Annotated in this window: 20 protein-coding genes; 5 read left to right on the forward strand and 15 right to left on the reverse strand. The window is 57.7% G+C overall.

The genetic code is table 11. The features are described 5' to 3' along the window. Positions 1-5: 5 nt before the first annotated feature. The 6 genes from K1Y02_00150 to K1Y02_00175 all read right to left on the reverse strand — a co-directional run bounded on the left by K1Y02_00150 (position 6) and on the right by K1Y02_00175 (position 8,075). A complete protein-coding gene (locus tag K1Y02_00150) occupies positions 6-1,991 on the reverse strand; it encodes a 2-oxoisovalerate dehydrogenase (GenBank protein ID MBX7254737.1) in 1,986 nt (661 codons plus the stop codon). 215 nt (positions 1,992-2,206) lie between these two features. Continuing rightward, positions 2,207-3,448, reverse strand: coding sequence for a putative glycoside hydrolase (locus tag K1Y02_00155; protein MBX7254738.1), 1,242 nt, complete (start codon positions 3,446-3,448; stop codon positions 2,207-2,209). 137 nt (positions 3,449-3,585) lie between these two features. Further along, positions 3,586-4,455 (reverse strand): ABC transporter substrate-binding protein, encoded by an 870-nt coding sequence (locus tag K1Y02_00160; protein ID MBX7254739.1) that lies wholly within the window; start codon positions 4,453-4,455, stop codon positions 3,586-3,588. Between the two features lie 160 nt (positions 4,456-4,615). Next, positions 4,616-5,581, reverse strand: coding sequence for an ABC transporter permease (locus tag K1Y02_00165; GenBank protein MBX7254740.1), 966 nt, complete (start codon positions 5,579-5,581; stop codon positions 4,616-4,618). 21 nt (positions 5,582-5,602) lie between these two features. Further along, the gene (locus K1Y02_00170) at positions 5,603-6,631 is read right to left on the reverse strand and encodes a Gfo/Idh/MocA family oxidoreductase (GenBank protein ID MBX7254741.1); all 1,029 of its coding nucleotides are present in this window, start codon (positions 6,629-6,631) and stop codon (positions 5,603-5,605) included. A 19-nt stretch (positions 6,632-6,650) separates the two neighbouring features. Next, entirely contained in the window at positions 6,651-8,075 is a 1,425-nt protein-coding gene (locus K1Y02_00175) for an L-fucose/L-arabinose isomerase family protein (protein MBX7254742.1), read from the reverse strand. Positions 8,076-8,349: 274 nt separating this feature from the next. Here K1Y02_00175 and K1Y02_00180 point away from each other — a divergent pair, with 274 nt between their 5' ends. Next, on the forward strand, positions 8,350-9,720 hold the full coding sequence (locus K1Y02_00180; GenBank protein ID MBX7254743.1) for a sulfatase: 1,371 nt from the start codon (positions 8,350-8,352) through the stop codon (positions 9,718-9,720). 32 nt (positions 9,721-9,752) lie between these two features. Here the strand turns inward: K1Y02_00180 and K1Y02_00185 are convergent, their stop codons facing one another. The 8 genes from K1Y02_00185 to K1Y02_00220 all read right to left on the reverse strand — a co-directional run bounded on the left by K1Y02_00185 (position 9,753) and on the right by K1Y02_00220 (position 19,431). After that, positions 9,753-10,937, reverse strand: a complete 1,185-nt coding sequence (locus tag K1Y02_00185; GenBank protein ID MBX7254744.1) for a SpoIIE family protein phosphatase — start codon at positions 10,935-10,937, stop codon at positions 9,753-9,755. Then, positions 10,934-11,317 (reverse strand): response regulator, encoded by a 384-nt coding sequence (locus tag K1Y02_00190; protein MBX7254745.1) that lies wholly within the window; start codon positions 11,315-11,317, stop codon positions 10,934-10,936. Before K1Y02_00190 ends, K1Y02_00185 begins: the two co-directional genes overlap by 4 nt. After that, a complete protein-coding gene (locus K1Y02_00195; GenBank protein ID MBX7254746.1) occupies positions 11,317-14,004 on the reverse strand; it encodes a PAS domain S-box protein in 2,688 nt (895 codons plus the stop codon). Before K1Y02_00195 ends, K1Y02_00190 begins: the two co-directional genes overlap by 1 nt. 60 nt (positions 14,005-14,064) lie before the next feature. Beyond that, positions 14,065-16,287 (reverse strand): regulator, encoded by a 2,223-nt coding sequence (locus tag K1Y02_00200; GenBank protein MBX7254747.1) that lies wholly within the window; start codon positions 16,285-16,287, stop codon positions 14,065-14,067. 225 nt (positions 16,288-16,512) lie between these two features. Beyond that, the gene (locus tag K1Y02_00205) at positions 16,513-17,019 is read right to left on the reverse strand and encodes a hypothetical protein (protein MBX7254748.1); all 507 of its coding nucleotides are present in this window, start codon (positions 17,017-17,019) and stop codon (positions 16,513-16,515) included. A gap of 1 nt (position 17,020) precedes the next feature. Beyond that, positions 17,021-17,371, reverse strand: a complete 351-nt coding sequence (locus tag K1Y02_00210; protein ID MBX7254749.1) for a hypothetical protein — start codon at positions 17,369-17,371, stop codon at positions 17,021-17,023. 326 nt (positions 17,372-17,697) lie between these two features. Next, a complete protein-coding gene (locus K1Y02_00215; protein ID MBX7254750.1) occupies positions 17,698-18,381 on the reverse strand; it encodes a hypothetical protein in 684 nt (227 codons plus the stop codon). A gap of 153 nt (positions 18,382-18,534) precedes the next feature. Further along, the gene (locus K1Y02_00220; protein MBX7254751.1) at positions 18,535-19,431 is read right to left on the reverse strand and encodes a CPBP family intramembrane metalloprotease; all 897 of its coding nucleotides are present in this window, start codon (positions 19,429-19,431) and stop codon (positions 18,535-18,537) included. Between the two features lie 162 nt (positions 19,432-19,593). Here K1Y02_00220 and K1Y02_00225 point away from each other — a divergent pair, with 162 nt between their 5' ends. From K1Y02_00225 to K1Y02_00235, 3 genes are all read left to right on the forward strand, one after another. Further along, positions 19,594-21,603, forward strand: a complete 2,010-nt coding sequence (locus K1Y02_00225; protein ID MBX7254752.1) for an alpha-galactosidase — start codon at positions 19,594-19,596, stop codon at positions 21,601-21,603. Between the two features lie 119 nt (positions 21,604-21,722). Then, positions 21,723-22,664 carry a glycosyltransferase family 2 protein gene (locus tag K1Y02_00230; protein MBX7254753.1) on the forward strand — a complete coding sequence of 314 codons (942 nt, stop codon included), beginning with the start codon at positions 21,723-21,725 and terminating at the stop codon, positions 22,662-22,664. A gap of 256 nt (positions 22,665-22,920) precedes the next feature. Further along, complete coding sequence (locus K1Y02_00235; GenBank protein MBX7254754.1) at positions 22,921-23,616, forward strand: PEP-CTERM sorting domain-containing protein; 696 nt, start codon at positions 22,921-22,923, stop codon at positions 23,614-23,616. Between the two features lie 92 nt (positions 23,617-23,708). Here K1Y02_00235 and K1Y02_00240 read toward each other — a convergent pair whose 3' ends face one another. Beyond that, the gene (locus tag K1Y02_00240; protein ID MBX7254755.1) at positions 23,709-24,638 is read right to left on the reverse strand and encodes an endonuclease/exonuclease/phosphatase; all 930 of its coding nucleotides are present in this window, start codon (positions 24,636-24,638) and stop codon (positions 23,709-23,711) included. Between the two features lie 177 nt (positions 24,639-24,815). Here K1Y02_00240 and K1Y02_00245 point away from each other — a divergent pair, with 177 nt between their 5' ends. Beyond that, positions 24,816-26,111, forward strand: a complete 1,296-nt coding sequence (locus tag K1Y02_00245) for an FAD-binding protein (GenBank protein MBX7254756.1) — start codon at positions 24,816-24,818, stop codon at positions 26,109-26,111. Positions 26,112-26,257: the final 146 nt, after the last annotated feature.

Here is a 26,257-nt window from a genome sequence, read left to right on the forward strand (position 1 = left end):
GCACCTCACGTCATGGTTGTATGGACGGCATCAAGCACCTGCTCGATGCTCGGCAAGGCTGCCTCTTCCAGGATTGGATGATACGGAACCGGGATATCCGGCCTGGTGACCAATTGCGGCGGGGCCAAGAACAACTCCCATCGCTCCGTGGCGCTCGTCATTTCCGCGATGATCGACTGTCCGAAGCCGGTAGTGCGAGTGTCTTCATGGACTACAACGAGCCTGCCTGTCTTTGCGAGACTTGCCTCAATCGCCGGCCAGTCGCACGGGACGAGCGTACGCAGGTCTACAACCTCGACGGAAACACCTTGGGGCGCGGCGCGTTCCGCCGCTTCGAGCGCCAGTTCGACGCAATTGCCCCATGTCACAATCGACACATCGTTGCCTTCGCGGCGCACGGCTGCTTTTCCAAACGGAAGATGCTCCGGCGTCAAGGGAAGCGCGGCCCGCGCCCGGAACAGATGTTTGGGCAACAGCACGAGCGTTGGGTCTTCACCGTGGATTGCAGTCCATAACAAAGCAGACGCGTCGGCAGGTGTGCTTGGAACCGCGATGCATAGACCGGGGATATGCGCCAGCAATCCGTCGTTGCTCTGGCTATGCCACATGCCGCCTGCGGGCAGATACGCGCCGTAGGGTGCAAGCACGACCAACGGACAGGTCCACTCTCCCATCGTGCGCCAGCGAAGCGACGACGCATGCGCCGTGAGTTGGTTCAATGCCGGTCCAATGAAGTCGACAAACTGCAGTTCAAAGACGGGGCGACTTCTGGCCGCCGCCATGCCAATGCCCAGTCCCACGATGGTTGCCTCGGCCAACGGAGAATTCACAACGCGACCGGGGAACTCGGTGGACAGACCCTTTGTCAGACCGAAGACTCCGCCCTTCGGGTCTTCGATGTCTTCGCCGAACAACACGACTTCTACGTTTTGCTTCAGCGCCTGCCGCAACGTTTGATTGATAGCGGACACCATCGTCGCGGAACCATCCAGCGGCGCGAGAGGCGCGGGAACGTTCGTGGCGGCAGGAGCAAGCACATGATCGCAAATCTGTGCGGGATTTGGCGGCGCGGCTTTCTCGGCAGCCTGGTAATCACGGTCGACGGATTCGGCGATCGCGCGTTTCATGTCAGCCCACGCGCCCTCGGTAACAACACCTTCAGCCATGAGCTTGCCGGCAAATGTGTCTATTGGATCACGCTGCGCGACGATCTCCAGTTCCTCGGCGGATCGGTAGATTCGTTGATCGTCCGAACAGGTGTGCGAACAGAGCCGGTCCACCTCGAGCCACAGCACCGCAGGCCCTTTGCCGCTTCGGGCATTTTCAAAGACTTCCTGCCCCAACGCGTACACGGCATCGGGGTCGCGGCCATCCATTCGCCTGCAATGCGCCATGTCAAGCGCTTGCAGCGTGTAGGGATTCATGGGGGCTGTTCGGGTGCTGATTCCAAACTCGTTGTCTTCCACAAGAAAGACTACGGGCAGATTCTCTTGAAGGGCCATGCTCACCGCTTCGTAGAACTCCCCCTGACGCGTGGCGGCATCGCCGATTGTGCACAGCACTACTCCCCCGCCACCCGCACGTTTCAACGCCCACGCGGCACCCGTGGCAGGCAAGCACTGGGAACCCGTCGGCGTCGCGACGCTGAACACGTTCAACGAGCGCGAACTGAAGTGACTTGGCATGGTGCGTCCGCCCGAACTGGAATCCGCCGTCGCGAAGTAGGCGAAGGCCAGCTCTCGCGTAGTAATCCCGCGCGCGAGCGCAATCGCGCGATCACGGTAGTATGGAAACACATAGTCACCCGGCCGCAGCGACCACGCTAAAGCGCCCAGCGCCTCGTGACCCCACGCGGAGACCTGAAACCACCCCCTGCTCTGGCGCATCAGGAGGCCTTCTCGCCGATCGCCTTCGCGCGACTCGACCATCAAGCGTAGATAGTCCAGCCGCTGAAACCCCTCCCCGCGATCCCCCGTTGGTTTCGTCTGCATAACTCCCCTGTCGTATGGTCAATGCCTGCGAATTCTTGGGTGCAGGCATGTGTATCCAGTGCTCGGTACCACTCCGCACATTGGATTCAATCTGTCGCCGACGATTCCCGCGTCAATCGTTAGTACCGTGATGATTCTCGCAGGACAGAACGCCCCTTGGAATCATCCATGGATTTTACATCAGATTGCATGCAGACATCCTGCCGAGCCGACGGCTATTCGGTTTCGCGGCTCGCGGATGACGTATCGATCTCCGCCGTCTTCTCGCCTGGTTTTGCTTTCTCGGGAAGATAGGCGGCTTCCGTGTAACGGTTCTGGGCGTTCCAGAAGATCCATTCGGCATAACCCGCGTCTTTTGCTGCCTTGATTTGCGCTCGGACTTCGTCAACACCGTAGTTCATGTAGTGACCGGAGCCCAGCCATGACGCCGTGAAATCCTGGAGGTAAGGCCGCATGCGAGCAGTCTCGCACCAGCGAACGGCCTTGATACGTTCCTGGGCCGTATCCAAAGTTCCCTTGACGACTGCGTATGGACTCTTGTCAGGCGACGCGTACTTCTTGCTCTGAATCACCTGCCCTTTGGCATAGTGCGACGGATACACCATGGGCGAGAGGTAGTCAACGTTTTGCGCGACCAATTCAAGGTACTGCCCGATATCCTCGGTATCCCCGGCGCTCACGCACATGATCCCGAACACGTCGGCCGAAATGACGACGTCGGGCATTTGTTCGCGCGCATACGAGAGAAAGCCGTTTACGGCCTCGTGTTTGGGGCCTGGGTCTTTTCCATAGTCGATTGTATGCACCGGGCCGTCGCTCGGAAAGCGAACATAGTCGAACTGAATCTCGTCGAAGCCAAGCGTCAACGCCTCTTTCGCAATGTCGACCAGATACTCCCACGCCTTTTCGTTATACGGATTCAACCAGCTCGACTTCTTGACATCCGTCCACAACTTGCCGTTCTTCGTCTTCAGGGCCATGTCGGGTTCCTTCGCGGAAGCAACCGGATCGCGAAAACAGGCCACGCGGCCTATCACACGCAGGTTGTGCGCGTGAAAGGTCTCAATGACTGTTAGCGGATCATAGCGTTTCTCGAATGCGCCGTATTCAACGACCTTGGGCACGGCGGATTTGTATCCAACGTGACCGTCCATGTCCTTGATATCCACCACGTACGCAGTCAGCACCGTCTTGTCGGCGAGCTCCGCATAGTGCTTGAGCTGTGAGGGGATTCCCACGGTCCAGCCTGTCAGATACAGCGCACGAACTGCGATAGGAGAGGCTTTTTTCGGAAGGCATGGGAATGGATTGCCGGGAATGTCCGTAACAGACCCGGGTTCCGGCAAGAGCCACGGCGCTGGCAGTACCAGCATTCCCCACGGATCGGGGATTGTCTTCGGTAAAGGAACCGTATCTTCCGCTAATGCGGACAGGGCAATACCAGCGAAGAGTAGCATGAGACATGAAACGCAACGCCAGAAAGCGCACGACTCGCGGGTTGTGAAGCCTGAAGTTGGCATAGGTTTATCGCGGGCCGTTAGCGGGGACGAGACACTACGTCACCAGAATGTAACGGCTACCACCTATTCCAACGCTAACCGAGCGGATTCAGCAGCTTTTGAACCTCGAGATCGTTCAGATTCTGCTGCGTGACAATGGTCACTCCGGTATCGATACGCTTCTCCACCTTCTCGCCCTTGATGTAGTCATACGCGGCCTTGACGCCCTCGTAGCCCATCTTGAACGGGTTTTGAACTACGAGCGCCTGAATCGTCCCTTCCTTCAGCGCACTAATCTCGTCGTCCGACGCATCGAAAGCAACGATCTTAATCTGACCGGCCTTCCCCGCCGCTTTGATGGCCTGAGCCGCACCCAGGGCTGCTGGTTCGTTGGCGGCGAAGATCCCCTTAAGATTTGGGTTGGACGTGAGCATATCCTCGGTGATATTCATGGCCTTGGAGACATCGCTCTGGCAATGTTGCACCGATACGACCTTGATGTTCGGAAACTCCGCGATACCTTTCATGAAACCCTGCTCGCGCAATTCAGACGTCGCGGCTCCCTTTACAAACGGTATGACGCCAACTTCGCCTTCATTTCCAATGAGTTGAGCAAGTTCCTTGGCGGCTGCAGAGGCCCCGGCGGTGTTGTCGGTCGCGACGAATGACACGGGGATGTCCGAGTTGACACCCGAATCGATTGTCACGACGGTGACACCTTTTTCGGAGGCGCGCTTGACTACATCCACCAGCGCATCCTGATCGCAGGCCGCCATGACAATCCCATTCACGCCGCTGCCGAGCATGTCTTCGATAATGTTGATCTGCTTGACGACGTCCGTCTCTTTCTCGGGTCCAAGCCACGTCATCTTGATGTTACGCTCGGAGGCAGCCGTTTCGGCGCCCTTCTTGACCGTCAACCAGAACTGATGGGTAAGACCTTTTGGGACTACCGCGAAATTCATCTCGCCGGTGCTCTCCGCGCCGCCGGCAGGTTGCGAAGGGGCGACAGAGCCGGCGTCGCTGCCCGGTTGTTGCGGGGTGCACCCAAGAACGGCCAAACCAATTGCCACGACGGTTAGTAGATGTTTCATCGTATCGCCTCCCGGTCAGCGAAGTCGGCTGCTAGTCGATAAGCTTTCCGCTTCGACGCTTTCGCATGTTGTCGAAAAACACGAGAACGACAATGAGCGTGCCGACAACAATGCGTTGCCATTCGTCGCTCATGCCATTCAATTGGCACAGATTGATTAACGCCCCAATGATGAGCGCGCCGAATAGGGCTCCGAAAGCCCCTCCTTCACCGCCCATCAAGCTCGCTCCACCCACGACACACGCGGCAATGGCATCCAGCTCCATACCTTCGGCCATGGTGGGGTCGCCCACGCCGGTCCGCGCGACGATCATGACACCGGCAAATCCTGCGAGCGCTCCACACAACGCGTACACCGCAAATCGCACTTTATCCACGGGTACCCCGGACAAACGGGCACTGACCAAGTTGCCACCAGCGGCATACACTTGGCGTCCAAACCGAGTGTGAGATAGCACAACCGCGAAAAGGGCAACAAAGAGCAACGTTACAAGGAACGGAAACCACGAGACTTGTTGCAGTGGCAACCAGTCCACCGGCCTACCACCCAGCAGATCGATGCCGGCTGGAAGACCGGAGATTCTGCTACCTCCGGTGAGCAAATGGGCTGCGCCACGCGCTGCCAGCATCATGCCCAGCGTAGCGATGAATGGAGGGATCTTCCCTTTGGTCACCAGCCCGCCGTTGATGCCTCCGCAGACAAGTCCCATCAATGTTCCAGCGAGAATCCCCACAATCACTGGCGCGCCCGGCATATCGCGCATCACCTTGGCGGACACCACGCCCGAAAGCGCGGCCACGCTGCCGACCGACAGATCGATTCCCCCCGTGAGAATGACGAGCGTTTCACCAACCGCCGTGACAGTCTCGGCGCTGATGCGCCGAATCAGGTTCAGGAGATTTCCTTCCGTAATGAACTTGGGCGAGTACCATGCCAGCACGAGGCACACCGCCCCCATGACAAGGATCAACAGGTTCTTCGAAATGAATCGCTTCATATTCTTTCGATTTGGGCTTTTCTACGGCAACGGCAGTTTCACCGGGCGCCCCTCCTTGCCCGATAGATCCGCCGCGAAACACACCTCATGCGTCTTGTATGCATCAGCGACGTTGCAGTGGGATTCCTTGCCGCTCTTTATGCAGTCAAGCAGATGACTCAACTCGATCTGGAACGGATGGTGTGTCACATCGCCGCTGTCGGGCATGATGGTTGGAATCGTGGCCCAACCGGTCTGGCCCGGCATCTTCGGTTTCGAGTAGAGCAGGTTGTTGCGTATCGTCCCCTGCGTGCCAACGAGATTGATGTTGAACACATAGGGTTGAATGCACTCGATGCACGAGGCCACTTTACCCATGCGCCCATCGGCAAACTTGCAGATGGTCACCGAGGTTGGGTCGTACTCGTAGGCTGCCAAATCGCCATACTTACCGCCGCCCGAATACTGGAACACTTCGACGATGTCGCCGCCCATGAACCAACGAAGCGCGTCCATCGCGTGGCAACCCGCCGAAAGCAGCGAGCTTCCGCCCACTTCCTTCTTCACATTCCACGCGAACTGCTTGTACCAGGGGCCGATGCCGTGGAAGTAATCCACTTCGCCCAGGAACACGCTGCCGATAGCGTTGTCCGCTAGCTGCGTCTTGATGATTTCGAACAACGGATTCCAACGCAGCACAAAGCTCACGACCGACTTAACGCCCGCCTTGGCCACGGCGTCGCGAATTGCGCGCGCGTCCTCCAGCGTCGTTGACATGGCCTTCTCGAGCACGAGATGCTTGCCGGCATCCGCGGCTGCCACGGCCTGCTCACGGTGCACGTTTGGCGGTGTGGCGACGACGACGATATCGATGTCCGGAAGCGCCAGCATCTTGTCAAGGTCGGTGAAGATGTCGCACTTCGCTCCGCACTCCGCAGCCTTGTCGCGCGCGGCCCGTTCCTTGCGCGCACAGATGCCTATCAGCTTCGTATCGGGATTGGCGTCTGCCGCGCGAATGTACTCGCCCGCGACCCACCCTGCACCAACAACTCCAACGCCGAGAGTACTCATGCTTCGCGCTCCTGTTCCGTTAAGCCTGGTGCCAGTAACAGTCCCAACCGAGATAGACGGTGAATGCCTCATGGACAGCGCGGGCCACTTGACCGTGGTTGGCCGCAACGTGGTGTTCAAAGCCGTTCTGACAGATGTGCTGCAGCAGACCCTGCAGATCGGGCACCTGCGCGACACCAAATCCGCCAAAGGTGTCGAGCGCGTCGTTGGTGAACGCGCCTTCGCCGACGTAGGCGCGGATCATGCCGTAGGTATCGAACGTGCTCATGCGGCAATAGGTCATCGGGTGCGCCTTGATACGGCCTTGCAGCGAACCGTAGGTATTGTCCTTGCCCACCGTACCGGCGATGATATCCTGGTAGATCATCGTGGTGTTCGTTTCGTGGAAGCAGCTCTTGGGCAGGTTCGAGCAGTGGAAACACACGCACTTGTCGGGCTCGTCGCCGTAGTTGTTGTTCCAATCGAGCAGGAAGCTCGGGGTCTGCGATGCCAGCGCCAGCGCGTGCATGCTGATGGCGCCCGCCACGTCCGTCTCGCACGCGGACGACGAAAGCTGATCGCTCATCATGCTCATCACGGTACAGGGGACGATACCGTAGAATTCCTCCATGCTGGTCCAGCACTGGAGCGCCGTCACGTTAAGGTCGAGTGCTGTCTTCCACTCGTCGATGACCTGTGCCAGTTTCGCCATCTTCACGAGGGCAGGATTCGGCACGCCCTTCGTGTTTGTGTAGCCTTTGATGGCCTCGATCCGCGCCTTCACCTTGGCATCGGTGTCGCTAAGCCGCGCCGCACGCCCGAACACTTCCGACAGGTCCAGTGTCTCGATGCTGATACCCGATTCCTGCAACAGTCTCTCGCTGTAGCGAACCGTGTTGAATGCCGCAGGCCGTGCGCCCACCGCGCCTACGCGGCAGTTGCGCAATCCGCACACCACGCGGCACGTCGCCGCGAACGTGCGCAATTCGTTCTCGAACTCTTCCGTCTCCGGATTTAGCGTATGACGCGCCGTCAGCGAATAGGGTATGCCATATTGCCGCAGGTTGTTGCACGCGCTCATCTTGCCGCAGAAGGAGTCGCGACGGTGCTTCAGCGACATTTTCTTCGCGTCGTCTTGCCACGCATGCACAAGGACGGGCACATCCAGTCCGGACAGCTTCAACGAATCGGCAATCCCGCGCTCATCGCCGAAATTGGGAAGGGTAACGATTACACCGTTGATCTTGTCTTTGTTCTTCTTGAAAAGCTCGGCGCACTTCTTGGCATCGTCCCACGTTTCTACGCTTCCGTACTTGGTATCTTTGTCCGACAGGACAACGACGCCGTAGCCCAGCTTCTTCAATAACTTAGTCATGAAAGCGTGGCCTTCGCGGGCCAACTCATCCGGGAAGAATCCCCGGTTTCCGACGATCAAACCGAAAGTGACGTTGGTCTTGCCTGGCATGGTGAGATATCTCCTTCCGACCCGGGTGGGTTCCCCTGTGCTTTCCGCACGCCCAATCCCGGCATTGTATCCGCCGAACCTTCCCCAGGCAACTTGTAGACCGGACAGGTAATCCGGCATTGCCGCCACCCCCTCCCACGCGCATTCCCGGACCTCGCGTGCTATGCTCTTTGTTCGAGACAGGAGGCCCCGAGACATGAATCCTACCAATAACGTTGAAATGCCTCGTCGCGAGTTTCTACGCCGTGTCGCGGGGGCCGCTTGCGGTACCGCCATGATTTCAAGCCTCCTCCAGGCTTCCGCCTCAGAACGACCGCCAAACTTCGTTATCATCTTTACAGACGACCAGGGCTATGCGGACGTGGGTTGTTTCGGCGCGCCGGACATCAAGACACCTCGCCTTGACCGGATGGCCACTGAAGGCATGCGGTTTACCGATTTCTATTCCGCCGCGCCCGTATGCACGCCGTCACGCGCGGCACTCATGACCGGGTGTTACCCGCAGCGTGTCGGCATGGCGGAAATGCCCCGCAAGAAAGGCCGCGGACACGTCATCTTCCCAGACATGACCTGCGGACTGAATCCTGATGAGGTCACTATCGCCGAGCTTCTGAAGAGCAAGGGGTACGCCACGGCCTGCGTGGGCAAGTGGCATCTTGGACACAAGCCGCCGTTCCTTCCCACACGTAATGGTTTTGACTCGTACTTTGGCATTCCTTACAGCAACGACATGAAGCCAAGTCCGCTCATGCGGAACGAGGAGACCGTCGAGGAACCGGCAAACCAAGACACGCTCACCGAGCGATACACCGAAGAGGCCGTGCGCTTCATTCGGGAAAACAAGGAGTGTCCATTCTTTCTGTATATGCCGCATAACATGCCGCACACGCCGTTGCACGTTTCGGATCGGTTTCGCGGCAAGTCTGCGGGTGGGCTCTATGGCGATGTCATAGAAATGATCGATTGGAGTGTGGGAACCGTGCTGGACGCGCTGACTGAAGCAGGCGTTGACGGTAACACGCTGGTTGTGTTCACGTCGGATAACGGTCCTTGGTATTCACAAGGCGAAGACGGTGGACACGCGACACCATTCCGCGCGGGCAAGGGGACAACCTTTGAAGGCGGCATGCGCGAGCCCTGCATCATGCGCTGGCCGGGACATATTCCGGCGGGTTCCGTCTGTCACGAACTCGCGACAACTATGGACATCTTGCCTACATTCGCAGGAATTGCAGGCGCGGCCGTTCCAACCGACCGCACAATCGATGGTAAGGACATCCTGCCTCTCATATCGGGAGAGGCGAACGCCAAGACGCCTCACGAAGCCTTCTTCTATTACAACGGTAACCAGCTCGATGCTGTGCGTAGCGGGGATTGGAAGCTTCGCGTGGCAACTCCTCTCCGCGAAGAACAAATCCGGGGATTGCCTGCGAAGGATATCGAATCCCCGGAAGCCTTGTTCAACCTGCGCACCGATCCCGGCGAACAGAAGTCGGTCATTAGCGATCACCCTGAAATCGCAGAGCGTTTGCGAGGTCTTCTGCAGCAAGCCCGCGAAGATCTCGGAGACGCCCGTACCGCCACGGTGGGCAAGAACGTGCGTCCCGTCGGGCTTTGGAATGAATCCGAATCACCAGACGCTTGACAAACCGATAGTCACAGCGCAGCTTCGCCCGCCTAGCCTTGCGTGCCAAGAAACTTCAGGGCAAGCAAGGTAATATCGTCTGATTGCGGATAACCGTCCGTGAAGGCGCGCACTTCCGACACGATGCCCTCGATGAGTACGTCCGGTGTCTGCGCCTGAAGACGCGTCACGGTATCGAGCAAACGGGACTCGGAAAACAACCGGTGTGACTTGTCCATGGCCTCGCTCACGCCGTCCGTGTAGAGCAACAGACCTTCATGTGGCTTGAGCTTGATCGTGTCTGTGACATAGACCGCGTCGCCGGCAACTCCGAGCACAAGACCGCCGGTACGCGGCAACTCGCGCGCCATGCCGCCTCCGCCAATCAGAATGGGTGGCAAGTGGCCCGCAATGCTGTACTCGACGATCCCCGTTCGGGTATCGAGAATACCGTAGACTAACGTCACGAAAAGTCCTGCGCCGTTGTCGGCGCACACCAGCGTGTTCACGTGCCGGAGGCAGTCGCCTGGGGTCATCCCTGTAACAGCCGTCGCCTTCAGCAAGGTGCGGCAGACCGCCATGAACAGTGCCGCCGGCATCCCCTTGCCCGCCACGTCGCCGATGACAATCCCCAACCGGTGCTCGTTGATAAAGAAGAAGTCGTAGAAATCACCGCCGATTTGTCGCGCGGGGATCATCTCCGCGTAGATATCGAATTCGGTTCGGTCGGGGAAGGGCGGAAATATCTGCGGGAGAATAGCCTGTTGAATGCGCGCCGCCACATCCAATTCGCGCTGCACCGCGGAAAGGTTCTCGCGTGCCTCGCGCGCAAGCTTCATTGTTCGCAGTTCCTGGCGCGTCTTTTCCAGCGTAATCTCAAGATCCTTGAAATCGATAGGCTTTGTGATGAAGTCGAAAGCGCCGCGATTCATGGCGGCGCGAATGTTCTCCATATCGCCGTACGCGGACACGATCAACGACTTGCGGACCGCTTCCAACTCCGCCAAGTGAGACAGCAAGGTCAATCCATCCATCTCCGGCATGTTGATATCGGTCAACACGACTTCGATGGACTCGTCGTCCCGCAATTTATCCAACGCCTCGACTCCGTTTCGCGCAAAGAGGAAGTCGTAGCGGCCTTCGCGGATTCTCCCGCGAAACCGCTGCCGTATCAGCGTTTCCAGATCCGGTTCGTCGTCGACGACCAGAATTCTCATGGGTGTAGAGTCAGCTATCATCCCTGTCGCTCTATCAGTTCGTGAATTCTCACTTTCAAACCATCGAAATCTATCGGCTTGGCTATATAGCCGTCCGCGCCTGCCGTCATGGCGGCCTGGTAATTCGTATCGTCATGATACGCGGTAATCATATACACCGTGAGGTGGGGTTTCGTTTCTTTGATACGGCGAAGCAGTTCAATGCCGTTCATTCCCGGCATATTGATGTCCGAGAGAATCAGCACCAGGTCCGCCATGCCGTCTTGTTCCAGATACTGAAGCGCGCCTTCGCCCGAAAACGCGAAGTGCAGCTCGACTTCTCCAGACTTCACTTCTTTGCGAAACCGCTGCAGAAACAGGGTCTCGATGTCGTGCTCGTCATCGACAACCAGTACCTTAATCATATCCCCCCTCCCACATCGGGCAGTTCTTTCGGCAGCGTGATGCGAACCTCGGTGAACGATCCCTTTTCCGAGTCGATCGCGATCTGTCCTCCGTGTTCGCTTACAACGATGTCGTAACAGATCGACAGTCCAAGGCCCGTTCCCTCACCGGCGGGCTTTGTTGTGAAGAACGGCGTGAACACGGATTCCCGGATGTCCTCCGGAATCCCCACGCCGTTATCGCGCACGCGAAACTCCACGCTGTCGGCCTTGTTCGTCGTCTGCACGATGACTTCGGGCGCGAACTCACCGCCCGTGGCGCGCTTTCGCTCATAGGCCGCATAGCACGCATTGTTGACGAGGTTGAGCACGACGCGGCTAATGTCTTGCGACACGACGGGAATCGGCGGAATTGTATCGTCGAGTCTCATGTCGATCTTCACGCGGAACGAAGCATCTCGGGCGCGCATACCGTGATACGCCAACTTTACGAACTCGGTCACGATCGCATTCAAATCGGCGGGGCGCCGCTGGTCTGTCTTGCCCCGAGAATGCAGTAACATGCTCTGCACAATGCCGTCGGCACGGCGGCCGTGCTCACGAATTCGCGCCGCATTCTGCGAAATGTCGTTGAACAATTCGAACAAGGCTTCGCCGTCCGTACCGGCGATCTTTTCTCCGTGCTTCTCCAGGAGCACACGCGCTTCGTCGACCAACTCGACCGTGAGCTCGGCGAAGTTGTTCACGAAGTTAAGCGGGTTCTTGATTTCGTGTGCAATTCCCGCGGTCAGTACGCCCAAGGAAGCCATCTTCTCTTGGATGATCATGCGGCTCTGCGTCTGGCGCAATTTCTCAAGCGTGGCTTCGAGTTCAAGGTTCTTCGCCTCGATTTCCTGTGTCCGGGCAGCTACCTGCTCTTCCAGGGTGAGGCTGTAGTTTTTGTGCAACTCCTGCGCCCACTTGCGCTCCCTGATATCGGTCACACTGCCGCGGATCAGTTGTCGCCCCGTGGCCGGCAGCCGAACGAGTCTGACTTCGCACGGGATCCCCCGGCCACTCGCATTCCTGCAATTCCATTCGAACTTCGGGCTTTCGCCCGACAAAGCCTGGCGAATCCGGTCGTGCACCAACTCACTATTGTACGTTCCAACCGATTGCTCGGTTGCGCTGACTTCCAGCGGCCCCACCGTCATGAGTTGTTCACGACTCAGTCCGAACAGCCGTTCGGCGTTGTGGTTTGCATCGACGAATTTCAGTGTCTCCACGTCAATCACCACAATGGCCTCGGGCGCATGCTCGACTAGAGTGCGAAATCGCTCTTCACTTTCGTGAAGAGCCTTCTCCGTCGCTTTACGTTCCGAGATATCCCGAAGAAACGCGCTGAACGTGTGCGATCCGCCCACGAGACTGTGTGTGACCGATAATTCGACCGGAAACTCGTGACCATCGCGATGCAGCCCGGTAAGTTCCACGCGACGGCGCATCCGCTCCGTGTTCCCCGTCTGCAAGAATCGCTTGAAACCGTCGACGTGCGCCTGACGTAGGCGCTCCGGCACGATCAGGGAACTGAGATCCTTGCCGATGGCGCTCTCCCTTGGCCATCCGAACACAACCTCCGCCTGCCCATTCCAGCCCGTTACAATGCCCGATTCATCCATCGACACAAATGCGTCCAGCGCATTCTCAATGACCGCACTGTTCCGCTGTTCGCTCTCGCGAATGGCTTTCTCCCACACTTTTCGTTCCGTGGCGTCACGGAAGTGCAGCACAATGCCTTGAATATCCGGGTCACCCATGAGGTTCACGCTCACGGATTCGATGTGCCGCCAGGTTCCCTCGCGGTGTCGAAGGCGGAACTCCAGGAAATGCGAGGTGGCCGGGCTTTCGAGGCGAGGCAGCAGCGCCGAGTTCAGCGTTGCGTAGTCATCGGGGTGTACGTAGGTGTCGAGGTGCTTGTACAGCATCTCTTCGGTTCGATAGCCCAAGGCGCGCTGAATAGTTGGCGTAACATATGTAATTCGATGATTGTGATCGACAACCAGCGTGTGGTCGAGCGCCTGATCCGGTAGTTCTTGCAAGGATTCTCGCAGTCGAACCGACCCCGCTCCGACCCGCGAGGCCGTATCGAGCACGATTGCCGCAAACTTGGCGATGGCGAGCGCGAAGTTCTCCTCGTCGGATTGCCACTCGCGTGGCGCCCCCACGTGCTCGTGACACACGACGCCAATGACTTCGCCGCGATCCCAGATGGGCACATCAAGCATGGACGAAATGCCGAGCGGGGTCAGGTAAGAGACCGAGAACTCCGCGGTCCGGGGGTCGGCATGTGCGTCATGCGCGACAATCGTGAAGTCCTCATCAATTGCCGCGAAGTACGCGGGGTAGTCTGTTCTGCGAAGCACCGCCCCCGAAGTAAATTCACCCGTGGAGCGTTGAAACAGAGCCATTTGGTAGAGCTGGCCCGCAGTCCGTTCGTATCTCCAGATACCGACGCGATCGCAATCCAGGGTCCGCGCGGCCACTTCAACCAAGGCGCGTAACGTTGCCTCGGGATCCTTGTCTTCCGACACGTTGACCTTCGACAACTCGACCAGCGCGCTGTTTTGCGAGCGTAAACGTTGCTCCAACGCGAGCGCATGAGCCCTCGCCTGGCTATCTTTAGAAATGTGTGAATCGCTAGACAAAATACCAGCCTTATCGTTCATTCGGCAGCCTAAGAACGGGTATTGTACCCCATTCACGGCAGTTTGCGAAGCAGTGCCAGACTACTTCGGCTCGGCGATGTACCCGTAGCAGCGGCCCATCCAGTACGGCATTAGCCAAGCCACGCCTTCGGCCTCGGAGTAGCCGTCCATTCCCTGCACAGCGATCCAGGGATTGCGGTCCCATTGCGCGACGGCCCGTTCACTGGGCGGCACCAGGCGATCGGTCTGCAACGGGTCTATTTCCGGACGGCGCACCAGGCGCAAATCCTCGCGCGAGGTGTTGTCCATGGTCCATTCGATCAGGTCGAGTGGCGCGTCGCGCATGTACTCGACAGATTGCTTCACGTCCGTGTCGCGTCCGGAGCACAGACGGTATACAAAGTCGAACCAATAGCTCTGGTCGTCCTTGAGTCCGCTGTACCATTGTTCAAGACCGCGAAGGTAGTACTCCCGCAACGTGGGGTCCTTCTCGCTAAGCAGCAATCCTGGCAGCGTCATCGCCAACAACTCATCGTCGATATGCGTTCGTTGTGACAGAATGAATGTCTTGCAGTTGCTGGCATTCTTGGCGTAGCCGTGCTTCTCGATGAGTTCGCGGTATACCCGGTCGTACTTCGCGTCACCCGTTATCGTATGAGCAACTTTCAAGAATGACAGAATCTCCATGGAATTGATCCCGCGCTCCGCAGTCCAATTGGGATCGTGGTTGAGCCGTTCGGGCGCCCAAACGCCCCACCGCGTGTGTGTGCCGTCGATGTCCGTAAGCACCAGGCCGCCATCCACGATGTGGTCCGTCACACGACGCACGTGTTGGCGGACGTATTCCTTCTCGGCATCGTCCGCAACCAGCGTGTAATAGAAGAAGTAGCCGAAATAATGGCCAACGGTTTCATCCGAGCTTGTGTCGCCCTTCCACAGCCACTTCCCGTCCGCACTGGGCCGCCAGCGCTCGTCCACCTGCTTCCAGCGGGCTTCCCGAACCCTGCGCTCGGCAATCACGTCCCCGGTCACTTCTTCATTCGCATCGTTCACCTTGCCCCAATCGACGGGCACGATCGTGCGCGCGAAGAAACCCTCGGTACCCGTGACGCGCTGCAACAGGACCAGTACATCAAAGGCCCGCTTGGCCTCGGCACGTGCATCGGGGTCTTTCGTCGCGGCATAGCGGAATGCCTGCATGACCAAATAGTAGGCCGTATAAGAACCGTCGTTATCGTCGTCGATGAACTGCGAAGTCGAAACGTCTCCCTGTACCTTCAATGCGCAACGCCGCACGATTCCCGGCTCGCGAATATGCCGCGCCCGGCATACTTTCATGAACTCGTCGGCCTTGGCGGCCAACGTCATGTCTCTACGCTTTATCGCGCTGACGCCCTTGTCCGTGGCCACCCACACGGCCCCGTCCGAGGCCACCGCAAGATCGCGGACGTCGTTGCTCACGAGCCACCGGAGTCCGTGACGCAAAGACCAGGTCCCGTCATAGCGCACAACGCCCAGTTCCGTACCCATCCACACGGCGCCGTCTGGCGCGATAGCCAGCGCGCGCACGTTGTAGTTGGGCAGACCTTCCGCAGCCGTGAGGTGTTTGAGGCGTTGACCGTTACGGTAGACATCAACGCCGCCGAGTTGCCCTATCCACAGACGGCCATCGGCGCCCATCGCAAGTGCCTGTACGAAACCCGATACCAACTCGTTCTCGCGGACAAGTACCGAATCGCCCTTCAGCGACCGTTCGAACAGGCCATGCGTCGTTCCCAGTTGGAAACCGTTATTGGGGAGGGGGCACACGGCGCGCGGGGATCCGGACCAGGGTCCTTCAATTCGCTTCCACTTCTTCCCGTCGAAGCGCCAGATCACATCGATTCCAGCGGCAATCAAACCGTCTTGATTGAGACCAATAGCAGCAACGGGGCCTTTAACTTCATCGATCTTCTCGACCGTCTCACTGGAAAACCGGTACAGGCCATCCCACGCTCCCACCCACACGGATCCATCCGTGCCGGCAGCGACATCGAATGTCTTTCCGATGTCGCCCTTGCCGCCAATATTGCTCCATGCCCCATCGCGCAATACCCGCACACCCATCTTGGTGGCGATCCACGCGGAGCCGCTTGTGTCGACCGCGATGGCTCGTACGTCGTTCTCATCGGGAGTAGCCAGGGGATACCGCTCGTGATACTCCTGTACGTAGGGCACGTCGGGTTCGGGTCCCCCTCCTGCCATAGAATGGGGTGTTATGGTAATTGCGAGAAGGCACACAAAAAGCGCGGGGAATCGAGACATGCGGAGTCCTCCCTGGATAGTCCGGATTTCTCACGAACACTTAACTTGTCTCGTAACCAGAGCGTTTGCGAGACTTGCGGTCAAAGACTAGGCGGTTCTCCGCAAACGGAACGAGTTCGCGAGAAATCCTCATGGCATAACCTCAAGATCTTGCACGTGAGCAATTTGCGCCGGCGCAAATTGCGGGATTGTGGCACACGAGCGTCGAGAATCAGGACGGGCCCTTCACACTCCTTCTTGCTGCAGGAAGATCCCTTTGTCGACCTGCGCGAAGAACTGCTGGTAGAAGGCGGCGTCCGTGATGGGGCTGGCAGACATCGTCGCGCCGTTCGTGCCCAATACACGCTGCTGGAAATTGACGCGAACGCGCGACTGCTTGCCGAATGCACTCACGTTGGCCGTGCAGTCCAACACAAGCGTCTTCGACAATAGCTCTTCTTTCTTCTGCGCGCGTTTGATTTCCCGTTTCGAGTGGGCGATGTCGGTCATTTTGTTTGCGGATAGCAGGCCAAGCTGCGTGTCCGCGTTGTTGATGATGAATCCCATGTCCTGCAGCACATTCACCATAGCCTTCATGACCAGGCGCATGTCCTGCGTGTCGTACTCGCGTGTCTGGAAACCGCGCAGTTCAAGTTGCGTGGGCGGGGGAGGACTTCCTCCGTCGGACAGGCAACCCGCACCGGCCAGCACCGTTCCGACAAGGGCGGCGATTGATACGATTCGGCTGCGCATATCAGAAGGTGCTCGAATGGTACGTGAAGTACTCGACCTTGTCGTCCTTGTCGTAGCGGATAATGACGGTCAAGGTCTTCTGCGTCGTTGCGGATGAACCGCGATTCTTCGAGCGTCCCGCGTTGACGTTGCCAAGTACCAGCACGTTGCCGGGCACGCCCGCCGCATTCAGTCCCGCGCCCGCGTTCGAACTGGAGTTCTTGTACGACGCCTCGGTCGCGATTTTGTCGTAGATCCAGGTTTCTTTGCCTTCGCTGTCGCGACGCACCATGTTGGGCGAACCTAACGCCTCGGCCACTTCGACCGACGTCATGCCCATGTGGATCTCTTTCTGCACGATACCCAGTGTCATGTTGCGTTCCTGCTCCGAATGGAGCTTGCGGGCGCAACCGGGGGTCAGCAAAGCCGCCAATGCGAGCCCTGCGGATAGAAATGCTATTCCAAACCTCATGGCAATTCTCCAGAGTTGAACTTCTGCCCATGATCCTACGGTGCGGGCGGGCATAATGCAAAAGATGAGGCGCGGGCACTACGCCAGCCGGCGCTTCGCCGCAACTACTTCACACTGGCGGATCGCACAAGCAGGATAACGATGACGAAAGGCACCAGCCCTGCCAACCACCACTTGTTCTGCAGTACCCAGATGTAGATGTCGGCGAGACCGATCATGGTTAGAACCTATTCGTATCGTTTCAGCGTTCTCTCGCGCCAATCCTTCAGTTGGTCTGGCGTCATTTGCTTGCGGACCTCTTCCATGGATTTGACCTGCGCTTGAGCGGCCGCTGCGGGATCGGTGCGCACGGCAACTACCGACAGTATCAGCGTCAGCACAGCCAGCCCAATTCCGATGAAGCACTTCGAACGGTCACGGAAAAACTCGACTCGAATAATCCCGACTGTCGCCCACACCACCGCGATGAGCGGAATCAGCAGCATCACGTACGGCGTCGGGATGTAGGAGGTAGGACCAAGGGGAATGCGCCGGAACGAGGGGAAGACAAACATCAACAATACGGCAAGCAGACCGGCCGAGGCGATATACAGACTCACTTGCCAGGGTTGCGGCATCTTTCTGGCACTGCCGACCAAGGCCACCTCGGCAACCTCCGGGGTAACCTGGGCGGGGACTGCCTCGTCGTCATGGGCGCGTTCTGCCGCGGCTTTGGCCTGTGCGCGCTTCGCCTGACGGTCCTCATAGCACTTTATGCACAGCTTTCTACCGCTACGCGTCTCATGAATATGGGTGGGACATGACGGACTGCCGCATTGCTCGCAAGGAACGCCGCACGTCTCGCAAAGCAACCCTTGGCATTCGGCGCAGAACCCAACCGAACTCCGGATCTGACATACCAGGCATTCCATAACCCTACGCCTCCTTTTGAATCCCCTCGGACGCCTCAATCTAGCACAGGGTTGAATCCTTTGCAATCGGCAATCACTCCAGCCCCCAAACACCTGAATAGCTGCCAGCTGCTTAAACAGAATCGAGGTCCACAGCGTTCCCGGTCGCGCCCGTTAGCGCGGCAATTCGTTAGCGTTTCTCCGTTTCGCGATGTAGAACAAACCGACTCCAACCACAAGCCAAGTGACCATGCCCACTACGCCTGTAAAACCGCCTATGATCGGGTTTACGTCGGGGAAGAGTAACCGCCATATGCCATAGGCTTGCCCGTTGAATGCCCCGTGAATCCAAGCCGCGAGAAAGACGCTTCTGTGGCGCAGCGTCAATTCGTTGACGTATACGCCAAAGCAGGTTGTCATGCACGCCATGGCAACTATTCCGAGAATTGGGTATCCGGGGTAATTGAAGCCAACCAAGATGAGCGGAGCATGCCATAGGCCCCAGATAACGCCTACGATCAGGTAGGCCTTCCTTTTACCCAGCGGCATGAGCCTAGGCAGCAAGTAACCTCGCCAGCCAAGCTCTTCGCCAAAAGCGAAGAGACCGTTGAGAACTGGCCCCATCAGGATACTCGCCGTCAAGATTCCGGGGAGAATGACGGTTGCCGGCGGAAACGCCTGCTCACTCATACCCCGCTCCGTCAACATGCTTTTGAATACAGTCAATTGCCAATCCGGAGAGGCGATGCCAAAAACACTGGATACTGCGTAAATTATGAAGAAACAGGCTGGCACAACGAGCATGCTAAAGAGATAGGGCTTTAAGGATCCGAAACGAAGATTCAGTGCTCCAAACCCTTCACGGGTGACAAGACGGACAACGACAGCCGCAGACAATGCAGGTATCCACATGGCCAAGCCAACCAATAGCGCGGCGTATGGAGGGGCCATTGGAAGTTTGGATGACGCCCCGAAATTCATCCCTACCCCGGCGGCAATGAGACACCCTTCGTAGAAATAGGTCATTCCGAAGGTCAATAGCAGAAATGCGACGAGACCCCTGCGATTCACAGTTCTTGCCCCCGAGTTTCCCCCGCAACGGTGTATGGCGGCCTGATCCTTGGATGCAATCGGACGTAACAACGTTGCATAGGTTGAACGTATACTAGCGTCCGAATCGGACAAAATCAGGCAACCACGCGTATACCTTCGATTGAAAAGGGGGGATAGGGAATGACGATAGCTCGTGCTTTTGCCGCTCTTCTGGCACTTAGCTTGCCGGTGTACCCAGATACGGTTGCCCGTACGGCTGATATTTCGGCGATGGTTACTTGGTCCGACACTCACCTGCTGCGTGGCACCGGTGAAGATACGGCGTTTGCATTCCGTTACGCACACAAACCTTCCAGCGAGTTCTTGCCTTCGTGGGATCATGCGCAATCGGAGGAGCACGGCCGCGTCACTCGCGTCTTCACCGACCCCAAGACGGGATTGCGCGTCACCTGTGAAATCACCACGTTCGAGAAGCTCCCGGTTGTGGAATGGGTCGCTCGTGTAACGAACACCGGGAATGCCGATACGCCCCTTATCGAGGATTTGCTTCCCCTCGACGCCGCGTTTGCGGGCATGAACGGCGAAGTCACCGTCCATCATTCGCTTGGCGACAGCAATTCAGACAAGAGCTTTGCTCCCGTCGAAGACGTATTCGCCCCAGACCGCCGCGAACCGCTGGCGTTTTCTCCCAGCGCCGGCCGTTCGTCTGAAGACCATCTTCCGTTCTTCACGCTGGACGCCCACGGACATGGCGTCACGTTGGCCGTTGGCTGGTCGGGCCAATGGAATGCCGCCTTCCTTCGGGACTCGGACGGCACGTTTCGCGTTCAGGCAGGTCAACAGACCACCAAGTTCGTTCTCCACCCCGGCGAGTCGGTGCGCACGCCGCGCATGCTGCTTGTGTTTTGGAAAGGCAATGACCCTCTATTGGGGAACAACCTGCTGCGAAGAACGTTGCTTGCTCACTACGTTCCACGGCGCGGAGACAAGCTCGTGTTCCCGCCGATCTGTGCCAGCGTTACCGTAACCGACCCCGACGGTTCGTACGAAGGACCCCATGTCCGGACCATGCCCGTCATCGCCAAACGAGGTGCGGAAGTCTTCTGGTCGGACATGGACCCGCAACAGTGGTATCCAAAGGGCTTTCCCGAAGGTACGGGAACCTGGGAACCGGACCTCGCAAAGTACCCGCGCGGACTTAAGCCCGTCGGCGATGCGGCGCGCGCCGCGGGACTCGGATATCTGCTCTGGTTCGAGCCTGAACGCGTCGCTCCCGGCACGAAAATCGCCACCACGAAGCCCCAGTACGTAATCTCGACCAAGGGCGACGGCAGCGGTTTGTACAACCTCGCGGACCCGGAAGCGCGCCAATGGTTGATGGAGTACATCGATAAGCAGGTCACTGAGGCCCAAATCGATTGGTTCCGCTGCGATTTCAACATCCAACCGTTGTCGTATTGGCGGGCAAAGGACGAAGCCAATCGGCAGGGGATCACCGAAAACCACTACATTGAGGGACTCTATTGGATGTGGGACGAGTTGCGGAGCCGGCATCCAGGGCTGGTCATCGACAATTGCGCCAGCGGAGGCCGTCGTATCGACCTTGAGACGTGCATGCGCGGTTTGCCGCTGTGGCACAGCGACCTCCAATGCTCCGGGAAGCCTGCTCCTGCGGCGGACCAGCTTCAAAACGCGGGCCTGTGGCGGTGGATTCCGTTCCACGGCTGCGGCAACTTCGCGCTTGAGCCCAGCTACGAATTCCGAAGCGCGATGACAGCAGGCAATATCCTCGGTCCCCTGGGCGTAGGAACGCCGGAGACGTTCGACGAAACTGTAGTGCCGGAAGCAATCGCGCGAACGGTAGCGATATCGAAGAAGGTGCGGCCGTTCTTGCTGGGAGATTTCTACCCCGTTTTCCCCCACGACGCATCGGAACGGCAGTGGTTTGGCTATCAGTTTCACCGGGCCGAATCGAACGATGGCATGATCATCGTGTTCCGGCGCTCCGAAAGCCAAGACGCGTCCCGAATCCTTGCGCTGAAAGGAGTCGACCAGAACATGAAGTATGTGATTTCCTTCGAAGATACCCAAGACACGAAGACCGTGTCAGGAAACGAACTCGCCAAACTGACGATCGAGATTGCGACTGCGCCAGGCGCAGCCATTGTATATTATCGGCCCACGACGTAAGCTTGGGGCGTTATGAAGGCTTGTGTTGCGTAATGGCGAATGTGCAGGGGTATCGCCCGCATTGTTTTCGCCACACTCCGGTAGTCCTATCAGCCTAGCCGACAGGAAAGGAGTCGTAGTTGTCTTCGTCTGCGGTACGTATTTCCATCGTTGTTCCTGCGCTCAACGAATCCCCCAATCTAGTCCCATTGTATGAGCGCTTGACCGATGTCTTGGCCGGGGTGGACTGCGAATGGGAACTGATCGTTGTCGACGATGGCAGCACAGACAATTCTGCGGAAGTTCTTAACGAGCTCCATTCTCGTGACGCGCGCGTTCGCGCCCTCGTGTTCACGCGCAATTTCGGGCAGGACGCGGCGATAACGGCGGGCTTGCAGGCAGCGACGGGGGATGCCGTCATTGTTATGGATGCGGACGGGCAGGATCCCCCCGAGGTCATCCCCGCAATGCTCGCACGCTGGCGGGAAGGCTACAAGATTGTGGCTGGACGCCGCATTCGCCGGATCGAACACGCCGCGAGCAAACGGGCCTTCGCATTCGTATTCTATCGCGTCATGCGTGCCGCGACCGGATGGGACTACCCTCTCGACACGGGTGAGTTCCGCGTGTTGGACCGCGCCGTGGTGGATGTCCTGAACGCGTGTCCGCAGCGGAACCGGCTCATGCGCACGCTCAGTTCATGGACGGGATATGCTCATTCCGTCGTGGACTATACGCAAGAACGCCGCATGCACGGCAAGACGAAGTATTCCTTCCTGAGAAGCCTGCGCCTTGCCGTCACAGGCCTAACAGCGTTTTCGACTTTGCCACTTCGGATTGCACTTTGGCTGGGCGTCTTCATCATCTCGATGTCCATGGTTGCGGCGCTGGGGCTCCTGCTTCGGTCGAACCCCGCGTCTTTGCTGGAATGGGGCATGCTCGGTCTATTGCTCGTGAGCGGCGTCCAATGCTTACTGATTGGCATCATCGGGGAATATGTTGGGCGAGCCATGATTGAGCTGCAGCAACGACCCCTCTTCGTCATAAGCAAGGCAATCGGGCTTGATTCCCCAAGACAATAGCCCTTGTTGGATTAGTAAATTCTTGCCAATTCGATACCTTTAAACAGAAAGTATGCTCATTTTGGCGACACATTTATCCAAACTTGACAACTCTTGAACCATCGTTCGATTTTCGTGTACTTGCGTAAGGCATTCCTGCTTAAGCCTTTCCAACTCTGCGCCAAAATCGGCACATCCTATGCTCTATACCCCCACAAGACTGATGAATACCTTCCCAGTCCAGTTGAGGCTGGGAAAGAATGAGGGGGAAGGAAGTATGAAGATCTCGACTCGCCGCCTGGCCGTTGCACTCTCGATCGTTGCACTAGCGTTCGTTGCTCTGCCGGTTGGGGCAACTATGATGCCCACGTACTCGACACCGCTTGCCGACATGACAAATCCCGAGGCGTGGCTGCTTGGCCAGAACAGCGCACTGTTTGAAAGCTTGGCGGATCGCGTTGGAATGTGGGACTGGAATTCGTCTTCAGTTCATACGGCGATTCCGTTCGCCTGGATGCCTGCGACTTCAAGAGGCCAGTTGCGGTACACCCCGTTGGTTGGCAAGAACCTGCTCAGCCAGCAGCTCTTGGAGAACACGGACGGAATGGCGGCGTTCACAAACGCTTCTTCTTCCGAAGCGGCGTATGCGAAGGGGCTGGATTCAAGCGTCATCTCTGGGTGGAGACTTCCACAAGCGACTTTGGGTTCCAACCCGGTCTTTATGACGCCGCAGCAGCCGTCGTTGAATCAGTCTGCGTCGGCAACGTCGACTTCGTCGGCTTACGCAAGCAATACATTCAGCGTCGCGTCGGCGAGCGAGAGCATCAATGCTTCCGTAAGCGAAGAATTTGGTCAGGGCATGGCCAAGTGCCATCCTCCGGCGGTGGTACCGGAACCGGCCTCGATGCTTCTGATGGGCACGGGACTCGCCGGTCTGGCGGCTTCACGCATGGGCAAGAAGCGCCGCAGCTAAACCGTCATCGCAAGCTAAGCGATTCGAATAGCCGCGTGGAACACGAAGCCGGTTCCACGCGGCAACGTTTTTACTTCCTGTGAAGAAAAGGACTAGTTCCGCTGCATAATAATCGTCTTGAGTTCGGACAGAGATTTCTCCATTGCTTCAATGCGGCGAATCAACTCATCATCTTTGTGTGATTCGCCAATCTCGAAATGGGCAACAAGCGGGCGATGATCGCTGTTGTCCCCGTTGCTGCAGTAATCACTGGCCATCGGGATTATCGTGGAATTCGCCTTCCATTGCTGCGCCGGGCCTGCAGTAAATACAAAGTCAAGGATCGATTTATAGTTTTTGTTACACTGCGACGGAATGAGCGCGCCGGGCTTAACCCAAGCAAACACGCCATCGCTAATCATATTGTCAAAGCCCTTGTCGTGTCCTTCATCCGATACGCGGTAATCGAAGTTGTAATCGCCGACAGCAATTACGCCCACCGTTGGATCCTTTGTCAATTGTGCACGCGTCCACTCGTTCAACTGCGATGCCTGCGTATGCCTCGCATTGTTATTGCTCCGGTAGAGATGGTTAACCATGAAGTAAAAGGTTGCGCCGGTGTCCTTGTCCAGAAAAGGAATCACCAGCGGAGACCGCACCTTGTTTTCCGGATTAATATAGTGAAGCTCCACAGCTTCGTCCTTGGGTTCCAGGCGATCTGTACGGTACACGATTGCCATCAGGTCGGTCCTGCCAGTCGTACCTAGCACATACGAGAAGTCGTGTCCACTGGCAGCCTCCACAGCCACTTCAAACTGCTGCGCCCAGCTCTTGTCTGTTACTTCACACAGGCCCCACAAATCACATTGTTCGTCTTTCTCCACTGTGGCCAGCGCCTCTGCAGTCTTGTCCAGAGTGGCTCCGCCTGATTCAACATTGAATGAGCCGACCGTTAATGTCGCGGCATCCGTCGAGACAACTCCCCAAACAAGTGCTAGCGAAAGAGACAGCAACTGCAAATACCGAGCGAAACTGCACTGCATAGCTTCACCCTCCCTCTTAACCTGTTTACGAGAACAGCCCTCAACCCTAAATCTAGCTATCAGTATATTCTTCGATTACCGCCACGGCAACAACGCAATGTTGGAAACCGCACCTTCCACTGTTGACATGCCTCCTGAGCCCAACTACAGTTGGACGCCAACACGCGAGGTGACGCCGTGGGAAATAGGAAATGGTCGAATTGGTCCGGCCGTGTTCGTTGCGCCCCGGAACGCATAGAAATACCATCTGGATTGGAAGAGCTTCAGCGGACAGTCCGCGAAGGCAATTCTCCCATTCGTGTTGTTGGTTCAGGCCACTCCTTTTCCGACATAGTCGCCACAGACGGCACGCTCCTGTCGCTCGATGCCATGCAGGGAGTGTTCGATGTCAATCGCGAGATGTGCGAAGCAACGGTATGGGCCGGCACAAAGCTGTGGCGCTTGAATCATCTCTTAGCCGAACACGGTTTGGCCATGCCGAATCTTGGCGACATCAATGTTCAGTCCATCGCAGGCGCCGTGAGTACCGGCACCCACGGTACGGGAATCGAATTCGGGTGCCTTTCCACCTTCATTCAGTCGGTCACGCTTGTCACCGCTGACGGGGAAATTGTCGAATGCGCGCCCGGCTCGGATACGTTGAAGGCCGTTGCGGTCTCTGTTGGCGCGCTGGGGGTCCTCGCGAAGGTACGGCTCAAACTTGTTCCGTCGTATCGCCTTCATTACGTTGCCGACACGTTACCCGTACGCGAAGCGATCGAACAGGCGGAATCATTCGCGCGCGAGTGCCGTCACTACGAGTTCTTCGTATTTCCCCACACGAGCATGGCGATGGCCAAGTGGCATCGCAGTACCAGCGCGCCACCATCGACGCGTCCCGCAGTGAAATGGGTAGACGAAGTTTTGCTGGAGAATATGTGCTTCGGACTTGTAGGAGCCCTGGGCCGAATAAACTCACGATGGTGTCCGGCGATCAGCCGTTTCACCGCGCGCACCGCAAACCGCCGTGAGGAAATCGACGACGGACACAGAGTCCTGTCCACGCGCCGTCTCGTACGATTCAACGAGATGGAATACGCGCTTCCAGCCGAGCACGGTCCGGAAGCCCTGCACGAGATTCTGCGGCTGGTTGAATCCCGGCGCTTCGGGGTCAGCTTCCCCATCGAATACCGCTTCGTGAAGGGGGACGACCTTTGGTTGAGCCCATTCTACGGACGTGACAGCGTCACAATCTCGTTGCACCAATTCCGCGGCATGGACTATCACGAGTACTTTCACGCGGCAGAACAGGTCTTTCGCAAATATGACGGCCGCCCGCATTGGGGCAAATTGCATAGTCTATCTTCAGATGAACTGGAGGCATCCTACCCGAAATGGGGGGATTTCCATACGTTGCGGCTTCAACTTGACCCACACGGACGCTTCCTCAATCCGCATCTGCGTGATCTCTTTGGAACTAGACACACAACGTGATTCAGGATGTCAGCGAGCTTGACTAAAGCCCCCAGGAATTACAGCCGGAGTAGGTTGCAGGAATGCGCCGCTGTTGAACGCGGCATAATGTGTCTTTCGAGGAACTGCGGGGTAGCAATATGGACAATCCGGTCCGTATGGGTAGG

The sequence above is a fragment of the Candidatus Hydrogenedentota bacterium genome, from assembly GCA_019695095.1.
GTDB lineage: Bacteria > Hydrogenedentota > Hydrogenedentia > Hydrogenedentales > SLHB01 > JAIBAQ01.

Bases quoted from the DNA above. Each gene is read 5' to 3' on its own strand.
- K1Y02_00150 (MBX7254737.1), bottom strand. From the start codon at position 1,991: ATGCAGACGAAACCAACGGGGGATCGCGGGGAGGGGTTTCAGCGGCTG.
- K1Y02_00155 (MBX7254738.1), bottom strand. From the start codon at position 3,448: ATGCTACTCTTCGCTGGTATTGCCCTGTCCGCATTAGCGGAAGATACG.
- K1Y02_00160 (MBX7254739.1), bottom strand. From the start codon at position 4,455: ATGAATTTCGCGGTAGTCCCAAAAGGTCTTACCCATCAGTTCTGGTTG.
- K1Y02_00165 (MBX7254740.1), bottom strand. From the start codon at position 5,581: ATGAAGCGATTCATTTCGAAGAACCTGTTGATCCTTGTCATGGGGGCG.
- K1Y02_00170 (MBX7254741.1), bottom strand. From the start codon at position 6,631: ATGAGTACTCTCGGCGTTGGAGTTGTTGGTGCAGGGTGGGTCGCGGGC.
- K1Y02_00175 (MBX7254742.1), bottom strand. From the start codon at position 8,075: ATGCCAGGCAAGACCAACGTCACTTTCGGTTTGATCGTCGGAAACCGG.
- K1Y02_00180 (MBX7254743.1), top strand. From the start codon at position 8,350: ATGATTTCAAGCCTCCTCCAGGCTTCCGCCTCAGAACGACCGCCAAAC.
- K1Y02_00185 (MBX7254744.1), bottom strand. From the start codon at position 10,937: ATGATAGCTGACTCTACACCCATGAGAATTCTGGTCGTCGACGACGAA.
- K1Y02_00195 (MBX7254746.1), bottom strand. From the start codon at position 14,004: ATGAACGATAAGGCTGGTATTTTGTCTAGCGATTCACACATTTCTAAA.
- K1Y02_00200 (MBX7254747.1), bottom strand. From the start codon at position 16,287: ATGTCTCGATTCCCCGCGCTTTTTGTGTGCCTTCTCGCAATTACCATA.
- K1Y02_00205 (MBX7254748.1), bottom strand. From the start codon at position 17,019: ATGCGCAGCCGAATCGTATCAATCGCCGCCCTTGTCGGAACGGTGCTG.
- K1Y02_00210 (MBX7254749.1), bottom strand. From the start codon at position 17,371: ATGACACTGGGTATCGTGCAGAAAGAGATCCACATGGGCATGACGTCG.
- K1Y02_00215 (MBX7254750.1), bottom strand. From the start codon at position 18,381: ATGGAATGCCTGGTATGTCAGATCCGGAGTTCGGTTGGGTTCTGCGCC.
- K1Y02_00225 (MBX7254752.1), top strand. From the start codon at position 19,594: ATGACGATAGCTCGTGCTTTTGCCGCTCTTCTGGCACTTAGCTTGCCG.
- K1Y02_00235 (MBX7254754.1), top strand. From the start codon at position 22,921: ATGAAGATCTCGACTCGCCGCCTGGCCGTTGCACTCTCGATCGTTGCA.
- K1Y02_00240 (MBX7254755.1), bottom strand. From the start codon at position 24,638: ATGCAGTGCAGTTTCGCTCGGTATTTGCAGTTGCTGTCTCTTTCGCTA.